At 65.2% G+C, this 12,198-nt stretch carries 7 protein-coding genes; 5 read left to right on the forward strand and 2 right to left on the reverse strand.

Features of this window, described 5'->3' with window-relative positions:
- Positions 1–30 precede the first annotated feature (30 nt).
- The 5 genes from QM672_RS29385 (at position 31) to QM672_RS29405 (ending at position 4,820) form a co-directional block, all read left to right on the forward strand.
- The gene (locus tag QM672_RS29385) at positions 31–1,125 is read left to right on the forward strand and encodes an ABC transporter ATP-binding protein (protein WP_415086848.1); all 1,095 of its coding nucleotides are present in this window, start codon (positions 31–33) and stop codon (positions 1,123–1,125) included.
- Between the two features lie 55 nt (positions 1,126–1,180).
- A complete protein-coding gene (locus tag QM672_RS29390; RefSeq protein ID WP_311944303.1) occupies positions 1,181–2,062 on the forward strand; it encodes a polysaccharide deacetylase family protein in 882 nt (293 codons plus the stop codon).
- A gap of 77 nt (positions 2,063–2,139) precedes the next feature.
- A complete protein-coding gene (locus QM672_RS29395) occupies positions 2,140–2,472 on the forward strand; it encodes a hypothetical protein (RefSeq protein WP_415086850.1) in 333 nt (110 codons plus the stop codon).
- Positions 2,462–3,547 carry a CobW family GTP-binding protein gene (locus QM672_RS29400; RefSeq protein ID WP_415086852.1) on the forward strand — a complete coding sequence of 362 codons (1,086 nt, stop codon included), beginning with the start codon at positions 2,462–2,464 and terminating at the stop codon, positions 3,545–3,547. The genes QM672_RS29395 and QM672_RS29400 overlap by 11 nt, the downstream gene beginning before the upstream one ends.
- A gap of 49 nt (positions 3,548–3,596) precedes the next feature.
- Positions 3,597–4,820: an ABC transporter substrate-binding protein gene (locus QM672_RS29405; protein WP_311944298.1), complete on the forward strand. Its 1,224-nt coding sequence runs from the start codon at positions 3,597–3,599 to the stop codon at positions 4,818–4,820.
- A gap of 153 nt (positions 4,821–4,973) precedes the next feature.
- Here QM672_RS29405 and QM672_RS29410 read toward each other — a convergent pair whose 3' ends face one another.
- Positions 4,974–5,501 carry a MucR family transcriptional regulator gene (locus QM672_RS29410; RefSeq protein WP_376717780.1) on the reverse strand — a complete coding sequence of 176 codons (528 nt, stop codon included), beginning with the start codon at positions 5,499–5,501 and terminating at the stop codon, positions 4,974–4,976.
- A gap of 467 nt (positions 5,502–5,968) precedes the next feature.
- On the reverse strand, positions 5,969–12,198 hold a 6,230-nt coding region (gene tig / locus QM672_RS29415), incomplete at its 5' end, for a trigger factor (protein WP_415086860.1).

Below are 12,198 nucleotides of genomic sequence, written 5' to 3' on the forward strand. Positions count from 1 at the left end.
TCCCTAGCCCCTACCGCGGAGTTTGACGCGATGGTCCATGATCTCGAACTCATCAAGGTCGGCAAGGTCTATGACAACGGCACGCCCGCCGTTGCCGGTTTCGACCTCGCCGTGGCCAAGGGAGAATTCATCGCCTTCCTGGGGCCTTCCGGCTGCGGCAAGACGACGACCCTGCGCATGATCGCCGGCTTCGAATCCATCTCTTCCGGCGACATGCTGATCAAGGGAACGCGCATCAACGACGTGCCGCCCGAACGGCGCCCGACCTCGATGATCTTTCAGAACTACGCGCTCTTCCCCCATATGACCGTGCGCCGCAATGTCGGCTACGGCCTCGAGGTCAAGGGACTGGCGAAAGCCGAGCGCGACGCGAAGGTCGATCGCATCCTGGCCACGCTCGGCCTCGAGGATGTCGCCGACAAGCGCCCCGACAAGCTCTCCGGCGGCCAGCGCCAGCGTATCGCCTTGGCGCGCGGCCTCGTCGTCGAGCCTGACATCCTCCTGCTGGACGAACCGCTGGGGGCGCTCGATGCCAATCTGCGCAAGGCGATCCAGAACGAATTGAAGCTGCTGCAGAAAAGGCTCGGCGTTACCTTCGTGTTCGTGACGCACGCCCAGTCCGAGGCCCTCGCCCTGTCCGATCGTATCGTGGTGATGAACCAGGGGCGCGTCGAGCAGATTAGCCCGCCGCACCAGCTCTACACCCGGCCGAACACGCCTTTCGTGGCGCAGTTCATCGGCCGCAACACCATTCTCGACGGTGCCGTCGGCGGTGTCGAGGACGGGCGCGTGGTGGTCGATACCCCGCTCGGCATCCTGCGCGGCACGGCGAACGGCACCCTGGCCAATGGCAGTGCCGCCAAGATCGTGGTCCCGGCCGAAGCCATAGAAGTCCGCTCGGCCTCGGACGGGCGCGCAACCGAGATGGCCAATGCCGTTGCGGCAACAGTCCGGCGCCTCGATGTCGTCGGGCATATCTCGCACCTGTCCGTCGAGCTTCCGGGAGGCCGGGCGGTCTCGCTGGAGGCGCATGTCGAGAAATACCCGCCGGGCCTCTTCACCCCGGGGGGTGAGGTCGTGCTGGCCTGGAATGCCGCCGAGGCCACGGTCATTCCAGCCGCCTGACAGATCGTTCTTTCAAAAAGCATCAATTTCAACATGAAATGAGGAGACCTCACCCATGGCAAAGGAAATACTCTGCGGCTTCGGCGTCGACGTCGATGCGGTCGCCGGCTGGCTCGGTTCCTATGGCGGCGAGGATTCGCCGGACGACATCTCGCGCGGCCTGTTCGCCGGCGAGGTCGGTTCCCCCCGTCTGGTCAAGCTGTTCGAACGCTTCGGCATCAAGACGACCTGGTTCATCCCAGGCCATTCGATCGAGACCTTCCCCGAGCAGATGCAGGCTGTCGCCGACGCCGGCCACGAGATCGGCATCCACGGCTATACCCATGAAAACCCGATTGCGATGACGCGCGAGCAGGAGATCGAGATCCTCGACAAATGCATCGATCTCGTCACCAAGCTCTCGGGCAAGCGCCCCACCGGCTATGTCGCACCATGGTGGGAATTCTCCAACGTCACCAATGAGTTGCTGCTCGAGCGCGGCATCAAATACGATCATTCGCTGATGCATAACGACTTCACACCCTATTACGTGCGTGTCGGCGATTCCTGGACGAAGATCGACTATTCCGGCAAGCCGAAGGACTGGATGGTGCCGCTGAAGCGGGGGCATGAGACCGACCTCATCGAGATCCCCGCTTCCTGGTATCTCGACGACCTGCCGCCGATGATGTTCATCAAGAAGGCGCCCAACAGCCACGGCTTCGTCAATCCGCACGATATCGAGCAGCTCTGGCGCGACCAGTTCGACTGGGTCTATCGCGAGATGGATTATGCCGTCTTCCCGATCACCATCCATCCCGACGTCTCGGGCCGCCCGCAGGTCCTGATGATGCTGGAGCGCCTCTATGCGCATATGGCCAAGCACCCGGGCGTGAAGTTCGTCACCATGAACGAAATGGCCGACGATTTCGCCAAGCGCTTCCCACGCAAGAAGTGACGGAAGAGGCCGGGCCCCCTATCCTGGGCCCGGCCATCACCATCGCCGGAAAAGGCGCCGCAACGGGGAAGATCTGCATGTGTTCGCTCTGCGGCATTCTGGGTGGCAATGAGCACTGGGCCGATGCGGTGGCCCGGCCGGGCGTCTTCACGCGCAATGGCGACAGGATCGACCGCCGCCGCGAGCGCGCGAACCGCGTGCGCATCGCCTGCCAGGTCCTGGAACCCTTCGGCATGACCCTCTCCGACTGGCAGGGCGCTTCCTTCCTCTTGTCGACCAAGACCGGCAAGACCGAGATCATCGACGATCTCGGCCATCTGTGGCCGGCGGCCGAAAGGCTGGCCCGGCGCGCCTGCGATCCGCTCTCCCTGCCGGTGATCGAGGCGATGGAGAAGCACCATGGCCGATGACACCCCGGCCTTCACCCCGGTCCACCTGCTCACCGGCTTCCTCGGTTCGGGCAAGACGACCTTGCTCCGGCGGCTGCTGTCGGACCCGGCCATGGCCCGCACGGCCGTGCTGATCAACGAATTCGGCGAGATCGGGCTCGACCACCATCTGCTCGAAGCCATCGACGAGACCATGGTGCTGCTGCCCTCGGGATGCCTGTGCTGCACGATCCGCGGCGAGTTGGCCCAGGCGATCCGCGACATCCATGCCAGGCGAGAGCGCGGCGACATTCCGCCCTTCGATCGGCTGGTGATCGAGAGCACCGGCCTGGCCGACCCTTTCCCGATCCTCTCGACCATCAAGGCCGACCCCGTTTTGCGGCATCATTTCCGGCCGGGCACGGTGATTGCGACGGTGGATGCGGTGAACGGCCGGTTCCAGCTCGAGAACCACGTCGAGTCGACGCGCCAGACCGCGATCGCCGATCGGCTCGTGCTGACCAAGACCGATATCGCCGACGAGGTGACGGTCGCCCGGCTCCTCGACCGGCTGGCGCGCTTCAATCCGGATGCACCGATCCTGCGAGCCGCCGATGGCGATTTCGATGCCGCCTCGCTCTTCGGCCAGGACGGTTCGGCTGCCGCCGGCCGGCCGGAGCGCTCGACCCGCGCCTGGTTCCGCCAGACCTTCCAAAGCGACGACCCCCTCGCCCCCCAGACGGCCGGCCAGCCCGGGCATGAGCACGGGCCGGGCGATCGCACGCGCCATGGCGAGCGCATCCGTTCCTTCGTGGTCACGGTCGACGAACCGCTCGACTGGACGGCCTTCGGCATCTGGCTGACCATGCTGCTCAACCGGCATGGCGATCACATCCTGCGGGTGAAGGGCATGCTCAACCTGGCTGGCGAGAGTGCCCCGGTAGCAATCCATGGCGTGCAGCATCTGGTGCACACACCCGTGCACATGCAGGCTTGGCCCGATGGCGACCGGCGCTCGCGCATCGTTTTCATCGTGGATGACCTCGATTCCAGCTTGATCCGACGCTCCCTGGCAGCCTTCAACAGATTGGCGGCTCCCGTGTCGCAGCAATCATGATCAAGCGATTTCGAATGTCATTGCCTCCACACCGCCGTTCGAGCTCTCCATGACCGGAGACGCGTTGGAAGTACGCCCCTCGACCCCCGCCTTGCACCTTGCGGAACGACCGACCCTGCGCGTGCTGGGAACCGAGATTTCGCATCTGGAGGGACTGCGCCTCAGGGCCGAAGCGGATCTGGGCATCAATGTCGTCTTCGATACCCAGGACTTCATCACCGCCCAGCACAAGGCGGCGGCGGAACCCGGCAGCTATGACGTCTACGACCAGTGTTTCCACAACCTCGATATCGTCTGGTACTGGCGCGCCATCCAGCCCATCGATCTCACGCGCATCCGGCTCTGGAACGAAATCACCGACCTGACCAAGACGGGGCGACTCGATCCGGGCGCTCGCATCGGCTTCGGCGATGCGCCCGTGACCAAGCTCTTCGTCCAGCCCAACCGCGCCTTGGGCCCGACGCCCTCGCGCTGGCTCTCGATGCTGCCGACCACGCATAATTTCGATTCCTTCGCTTTCCGGCCCGATCTCGCCAATGGCGATGCCGAGCAGATCGTCTCCTGGGGCGCCCTGCTCGACGAGCATTGGCATGGCAAGGCGGCCCTGGTCGACGAACCGGCGATCGGGGTGTTCGACGCGGCTCTCGCCGCCCAGTCGCTGGGATTGATGAGCTTCGAGGACATCGGCAACATGTCGACCGAGGAGATCGACACCCTGCTGGGCATCCTGATCGAACGGCGCCGAAGCGGATTTTTCGCCGGCTTCTGGAAGACCGCGGCGGAGGCGGCCAGCCTGATGCGCAATGGCGGCGTCGTCATCCAGAGCATGTGGTCGCCCGGCATCACCGCCCTGCGCCATTGCAACGTACCCGTGATGGAGGCCGTGCCCCGCGAAGGCTATCGAGCCTGGCATGGCGGCCTGTGCCTTTCGAGCAACCTGTCGGGACGCATGCTCGACATCGCCTATGACTATCTGAACTGGTGGCTGTCGGGCTGGCCGGGCGCAATGATGGCCCGCCAGGGCTATTACATGTCGATCCCCGCCCGGGTTCGGGACCATTTGACGCCGGACGAATGGTCCTATTGGTATGAAGGCCTGCCGACGCAGGCCGACCTGCCCGGCCCGGACGGCACCATCACCATCAAGGCCGGATCCGTGCGCGATGGCGGATCCTACCGGCAGCGCGCCAACTCGATCGCCGTCTGGAACACCACGATGGACGAGCACAATTACCTGGTGCGGCGGTGGTCACGACTGGTGGCGACCACCTGAAGCGTTTGCGATTCGATATCATCGGGAATTGCAAAGACGCATCGAAGCAAAAATTTGGAGTAAAGGTGCGGTTTGGGGCAATCACCCTTTTCTCCAGCTGTTTGATTATGGATCTCGATGGGCATTATTTTACCCAATGCGAGCGATACTCGCCTACGACACCTTTGTCCTTTTGCCCTTGCTCGGAGCGCGAGGGGTTACTGATATGACCTCTGCCTCCTGGCGCCGTTGGCCGAGACCAAACTCCCTGGCCAGGCGAGAGCGTTGGGCCGAATAGTTCGGCGCAACCATCGGGTAATCTGCCGACAGCCCCCACTTCTCGCGATATTGGTCCGGCGTCATATCATACGCCGTTCGCAAATGCCGGGTGAGCGACTTGAATTTGAGGCCATCTTCCAGGCAGATCACGTAATCGGGCGTGACGGATCTCCGGATCGGAACCGCCGGCGTTGGTGGTTTATCCGCCTCAACCGGCTTGGGATCGTTCAAGCCGGTAAGGCTTCCATGCACCGAACTGATCAGATCTGCCAGGGAAGCGGTGGCGACCTGGTTATTGGCGACATAAGCGGAGACGATGTCGGCGGTCAGGTCGAGTAAACTTGTGTCATCCTCGAGCATGTTCAGTCTTTCTTTTTGTGTTGATGTCGAAATGATTGACGTTTTTCTTAATTTGCGCAGCATTGTGGACCCTATCGCCGCACCGTCTCAGATTTTCAGGCAATTGCACGCTAGTGTAAAGCTCATATTCAAAGATAATAATGATTTTCGGCAACACTATTTAGAACCTTTTTGGATTTCTCCTCGATCGACCGCCTTCTCCGCATCATTCAGGATAACTATCGACGACCGAGAGGCCGTCGATTTACATCTTCCTGTTCCCGTCCATCGATAGCCCTAAGGCAGGACAAGCTGCGGCCTTCCCCGGCCAGAGTTCGTATTCGGTAACGGTCCGGCCACGCCGCGAATTCCAGAATGAAGATCTCACCCAGGAGCGCGGCGCCACGCCATTGACCACGATGGACGCTAGCGTCGATGCCGACACGCAAACAACGGGGCCTTTCGACGTTCGAATTCGACGCCCGACCGGCACACTCTTGCAGACAAGGAAGGCCGCCGGGGGCGGCCTTCGCAATAGTCGCACAGCCGCATTACCTGGCCTTCGTTTTCACGGTCGCCTTTGTGGCTGGCTTCGGCGCAACGTTGGCGTTGGCCGTCGCATCGATTGCCATCAGCTCTTTCTTGCTCACTTTCTTCTCGGTGAGAGAAACCTGGCCGAGCAGATAGTCTACGACTTTGTCCTCGAACATTTGCGCACGCAACGCATTCAACACCTGTGGCTTGGAGCGATAGAGAGCCAGCAGATGCTGTTGCTGATTGGCCGGGTACCGGCCGATCTGCAGGAGCAGTCCACGCTGCAGTTCCTCGTTCGAAACGGAGATGTTCGCCTTCCTTCCGATCTCGACGAGGATCAGGCCGAGGCGCGTGCGCCGCTCTGCCAGTTGCATATATTCGGCACGCGCTTTGTCCTCGGTTAGGCCGAAATCGGCGAAGGTGCGACCCGAGGCCTTGAGATTACGGTTGACCTGTGCCCAGTTGTTGTTGAACTCGGCCTCCACCAACTTCGAGGGCACCTGGAATTGATAGGAAGCCTCGAGTTGCTCAACCAGTTGCCGCTTCTCCTTCTGTCGCGTCAGCGAGCCGAACTGGTTCTCGATCTGGCCACGTACGACAGTCCGCAAGCGCGCCAGTGAATCCACCCCGAAGCGCTTCGCAGTCTCGTCATTGAGCAGCGCCTCGCCGGGTTTGGCCACTTCCTTGACCGTGACGTTGAAGGTCGCTTGCTTGCCTGCCAGATACGGGACCTGGTAGTTCTTCGGGAACGTCACATTGACCTGCTTCTCATCCCCTGCCTTCGTACCAATCAACTGGTCGTCGAAGCCCGGGATGGAATTCTTGGCGCCGAGCACCAGTAGACGGTTGGTGCCGGTGTCGTTGGGAATGACCTCGCTGACATTGCCAGCGTAATCAATGGTGATGCGATCGCCCTCGGCGGCCTTGCCGTTCTTCGGCTTGTAGGAGCGCGCCGCTTCGGCGACCCGCTTGAGCCGTTCATCAACATCGGACTCCGAGACATCATAGACCGGCCGTATTACCTTGATACTGGCGAGGTCCTTGATTTCGATTGCGGGCACCGCCTCGGCGTTCGGTCCGCGAACATTGGCGCCATTGGTGCCGGCACTGCGGTTCGTGGCACCGCCCGTCGCGGTATTGGCTGTGGAAGCGAACATGCCAGTGACATCCTTGTTGTTGGTGTTAGCAACATTGCAGACCAGGCCTGCAACCACACCGTTCGATCCGGTGCTATCGCCGCTCGCCGCCTGGCCAGCAGCAACGCCGACCGAACTGCCGGTCAGATAGGCAAGCCTGCCGGTTGAACCGGCGTTACCGTCGGTCCCGTTGAAGGCACGGCCGATTGCATTGCCTACCGTGTTGGAGGACAGGCCGTTCAAGCCGGTTCCGGTGCCGCCGGCCACTCCGCTGAGAGCGCCGCCGGCCGGATTGTCGGCGATACCAACGCGCTGGCTGCCAAGCTCGGCGCCATTGCTGGCGCCAGTTGCGTTGAGGCCATAGTTGGCAGGATCGCCGACCCCATTGGCAGGCGCGCCAGTCATTCCGGCATTGCCGCGACCGTCGATGCCGTTGAAAGCATCGCCGACCGGATTGCCGGCCATGATGGTGGCCTGGCTGTTCGAACCGGTACCGTTGTCAGCGGTTACGCCGGAAGGTGCCTTGCGGGCTGGATTGCCGATCGCGTTGGCAGGCGCACCAGCCTTTCCGGCATTGCCGCGACCGTCGATGCCGTTGAAAGCATCGCCGACCGGATTGCCGGCCATGATGGTGGCCCGGCCGTTCGAGCCGGTACCATTGCCAGCGGTTAGGCCAATGGGTGCCTTGCCGGATGGATTGCCGGCCGTGTCGGCAGGCACGCCAGCCGTTCCAGCATTGCCGCGACCGTCGACACCGTTGAGAGCATCGCCGACCGGATTGCCGGCCATGACGGTGGTCTGGCCGTTCGAGCCGGTACCATTGCCAGCGGTTAGGCCAATGGGTGCCTTGCGGCCTGGATTGCCGGCCGTGTTGGCAGGCGCGCCGGCCGTTCCAGCGCTACCGCTTTCGATCGTGCTGGGAGAGTCACCAGAATCACCAGCCCGGCTACCCGTCAGATAGGCGAGGAGGCGGCTGAACCGGCTGCTGCCGCCAGTCTCGTTGGCAGCTTCGCGAGCCTGGTTGCCAGCCGCGCCCGCAGGCGTGCCAGCCGTTCCGGGGTTGCCGCTACCGTCGATGCCGTCGGGAGTCCCGTCGGCCGGGTTGCCAGCCATGGTGGTGGGCTGGCCGTTCGAACCGGCGCGGTTGCCGCCGGCCGTTCCGTTGAGCGTATTGCCAGCCGGATTGCCGGCCGTGTTAGGCGCGCCAGTCGATCCGGCATTGCCGCTGTCGATTCCACTGGGGGATCCATCGACCGGTTTGTCGGCGGCGGGCTGGCCGTTCGGACTGGTGCCGTTGCCAGCGGTTGTGCCAACGGGAGTCTTGCCGGCCGGATCGCCGTCTGTGGGCAGGTCACGCGACGGCGTGTTACCATCAGCGGCTGCGTCGGGAGAGTCACCAGCCCGATCGCCGGACAGGTAGGCAAGAAGGCGGCCAAACCGGCTGCTGCCACCAGTGTTGTTGGCCGTTTCGCCCGCTGGATTGCCAGCCGTATCGGCAGGCGCGTCGGTCGTTCCGGCGTTGCCTGCCGTGGTGACAGGCTGCCCATCCGGACGGTTGCCGCCGATCGCTTCGTTTGAGCCAGCACCGGCTGGATTGCCAGCCGAGCCGACGGGCGTACCGGTCGAGCCAGCGTTGCCACCGCCGTCGATGCCGTTGGGCGCACCGCCGACCGGATTGCCGGCCGTGGTGGCGGGCTGACCGTTCGAACCGGCACGGTTGCCGCCAGCCGAGCCGTTGAGGCCGACACCGGCTGGACTGCCAGCCGCACCAAGGGGCGTACCGGTCGAGCCAGCGTTGCCACCGCCGTCGATGCCGTTGGGTGTGCCGCCGACCGGATTGCCGGCCACGGCGGCGGGCTGACCGTTCGAACCGGCACGGTTGCCGCCAACCGAGCCGTTGAGGCCAGCGCCGGCTGGATTGCCAGCCGCACCGAGGGGCGTACCGGTCGAGCCAGCGTTGCCACTGCCGTCGATACCGTTGGGCTGGCCATTCGAGCCGATGCCGCCAGCCGATCCGTTGAGACCATCGTCCGCCGGATTGTTGGCCAGATAGGCAAGCTCGCCAGGCAAACCAGTGCTGCCGCCGGTCCCGTTGCCGGCCCCTGGACCACCAACCCCGCCAGAAGACAGGCTGCCCAAGCCGGCGCCACTATTGTCGGCCGCGCCATTGAGAGCGTCGCCAACTGGATTGCCGGCCGTGCCGGCGGTGCCTCTGGCATTGACGCCATCGGGAGCACCGGCGACCGGGTTGCCAGTCACACCGATGGGCCGGCCATTCGAGCCGAGCCCCCCAGCCGATCCGTTGGGAGTACCGTCAACCGGATTCCCCGCTCCACCAGCGCGCTGGCTAGCCGGACCGGTGCTGTTGCCGCCGGTCGATCGGTTGAGGCCAGCGTCGGCTGGATTGCCGGCGGTGCCTCTGGCATTGACGCCATCGGGAGCACCGGCGACCGGGTTGCCAGTCACACCGATGGGCCGGCCATTCGAGCCGAGCCCCCCAGCCGATCCGTTGGGAGTACCGTCAACCGGATTCCCCGCTCCACCAGCGCGCTGGCTAGCCGGACCGGTGCTGTTGCCGCCGGTCGATCGGTTGAGGCCAGCGTCGGCTGGATTGCCGGCGGTGCCTCTGGCATTGATGCCATCGGGAGCACCGGCGACCGGGTTGCCGGCCACGCCGGTGGGCTGGCCGTTCGGGCCGATGCCACCAGCCGATCCGTCGAGACCATTGTCCACCGGATTGTTGGCCAGATAGGCAAGATAGGCCAGCTCACTGCTCAGACCGGTGTTGCCGCCAGTCCCGTTGCCGGTCTCTGGACCACCAGCCCCGCCCGAGGGCAGGCTGCCCAAACCAGTGCCGTTGTTGCCGGCCGCCCCATTGAGAGCATCGCCGACCGGATTGCCCGCGGTACCAGCAGGGCCGCTCGCATTGGTGCCACCGGGAGCGCCGCCGACCGGGTTGCCCGCGACACCAGTACGCTGGCGACCTGGGCCGGCAGCCTGGCTGCCAGCCATTCCGTCGCGACCATCACCGGCGGGATTGCCCGCGATGCCGCTATCGTTGTTGCCGCCAGGAGTGCCGACGATCGGGTTGCCGGCCGTGCCGGAGGGCCGCCCATTCGAGCCGATGCCGTCAGCCGATCCGTCGAGGCCATTGTCCATCGGATTGTTGGCCAGATAGGCAAGCTCACCAGGCAAAACGGTGCTGCCGCCGGTTCCGTTGCCGGCACCGCCACTTGGACTACCAGCCGCGCCCGAGGGCAGGCTACCCAAGCCAGTACCATTATTGCCGGCCGCTCCGTCGAGAGCATCGCCAACCGGACTGCCCGCCGTGCCGGCAGGGCCACTACCATTGACACTGCCGGGAGCGCCGGCGACCCGGTTGCCGGCCACGCCGGAGGGCCGCCCATTCGAGCCGATACCTCCGGCCGCTCCATCGGGGGTGCCGCCAGCCGGATTGCCCGCTGCGCCCGCACGCTGGCTCCCTGGGCCGGCACTGTTGCCACCGGCCGTTCCACTGAGGCCATCGCCGGCCGGATTGCCGAGAGCGTCGCCGGCCGGGTTGCCCGCCACGCCGATGGGCTGGCCATTCGAGCCGACGCCACCGGCCACTCCATTGGGAGTGCTGGCAACCGGATTACCGGCTACGCCAGTGCGCTGGCTCCCTGGGCCGGCGCTGTTGCCGCCAGCCGTTCCACTGAGGCCATCGCCAGCTGGATTGCCGGGAGTGCCCGCGGCGCCGCCACCGTTGTTGCTGCCGGGAGCGCCAGCGACCGGGTTGCTCGCCACGCCGATGGGCTGACCATTCGAGCCGATGCCGCCAGCCACTCCGTTGGGAGCACTGCCAGCCGGATTGCCCACTACGCCGGCGCGCTGGCCACCAGGGCCGGCGTTACCGCCAGCCGTTCCGCCGAGGCCATCGCCGGCTGGATTGCCGGCCGTGCCCGCGGCCCCCCCACCGTTGTTGCTGCCGGGAACGCCAGCAATCGGGTTGGTCGCCACGCCGATGGGCTGGCCATTCGAGCCAGTGCCACCGGCCGCTCCATTGGGGGTGCCCCCAGCCGTTCCGCCGAGGCCATCGCCGGCTGGATTGCCGGGAGTGCCCGCGGCGCCGCCACCGTTGTTGCTGCCGGGAGCGCCGCCGATTGGATTGCCGGCTACGCCGATGGGCTGGCCATTCGAGCCGATACCACCAGCCACTCCGTTGGGAGCACTGCCAGCCGGATTGCCCACTACACCGGCGCGCTGGCCACCTGGGCCGGCGTTACCGCCAGCCGTTCCGAGGCCATCGCCGGCTGTGCCCGCGGCACCGCCACCGTTGTTGCTGCCGGGAGCGCCAGCGACCGGGTTGCTCGCCACGCCGATGGGCTGACCATTCGAGCCGATGCCGCCAGCCGGTCCGTTGGGAGCACCACCAACCGGACTACCGGCCAGATAAGCAAGTTCGCCGGGCAGACCGGTGTTGCCGCCAGTCCCGTTGCCGGTCTCTGGACCACCAGCCCCGCCCGAGGGCAGGCTGCCCAAGCCAGAGCCGTTATTGCCAGCCGCTCCATTGAGAGCATCGCCAACCGGATTGCCAGCCAGGTTGGCAGGAACGCCAGCCGATCCGGCATTGCCGCTACCGTTGATGCCGTTCGGAGCTCCCTCGACCGGGCTGCCGGCAACGTCGGCAGGCTGGGCGTTCGAACCGTCACTACCAGCCGATCCGCTGGGAGCACCGCCGACAGGATTGCCAGCCGGGTTGGCAGGAACGCCAGCCGATCCGGCGGCGCCGCAGCTACCGTCGGCGGAGGCGTCACAGTCAGCTCCATTACCGGCTGCGTTGTTGTCGGCGATGTCGCCACCGGAACCGTTGCCGATGTCGCCAACACCCGTGCTACCACCACCGGTGTTGCCGCCGCCGGTGTTGCCACCACCCGTGTTGCCGCCACCCGTGTTGCCGCCACCCGTGTTACCGCCGCCCGTGTTGCCACCGCCGGTGTTACCGCCGCCCGTGTTGCCACCGCCGGTGTTACCGCCGCCCGTGTTGCCGCCGCCGGTGTTACCACCACCGGTGTTACCGCCACCCGTGTTACCGCCGCCCGTGTTGCCACCGCCGGTGTTACCGCCGCCCG

Origin of the sequence: Labrys sp. (in: a-proteobacteria) (genome assembly GCF_047605565.1) — a bacterium.
GTDB classification, from domain to species: Bacteria; Pseudomonadota; Alphaproteobacteria; order Rhizobiales; family Labraceae; genus Labrys; species Labrys neptuniae.

Bases quoted from the DNA above. Each gene is read 5' to 3' on its own strand.
- QM672_RS29410 (WP_376717780.1), bottom strand. From the start codon at position 5,501: ATGCTGCGCAAATTAAGAAAAACGTCAATCATTTCGACATCAACACAA.
- QM672_RS29395 (WP_415086850.1), top strand. From the start codon at position 2,140: ATGTGTTCGCTCTGCGGCATTCTGGGTGGCAATGAGCACTGGGCCGAT.
- QM672_RS29405 (WP_311944298.1), top strand. From the start codon at position 3,597: ATGACCGGAGACGCGTTGGAAGTACGCCCCTCGACCCCCGCCTTGCAC.
- QM672_RS29390 (WP_311944303.1), top strand. From the start codon at position 1,181: ATGGCAAAGGAAATACTCTGCGGCTTCGGCGTCGACGTCGATGCGGTC.
- QM672_RS29400 (WP_415086852.1), top strand. From the start codon at position 2,462: ATGGCCGATGACACCCCGGCCTTCACCCCGGTCCACCTGCTCACCGGC.
- QM672_RS29385 (WP_415086848.1), top strand. From the start codon at position 31: ATGGTCCATGATCTCGAACTCATCAAGGTCGGCAAGGTCTATGACAAC.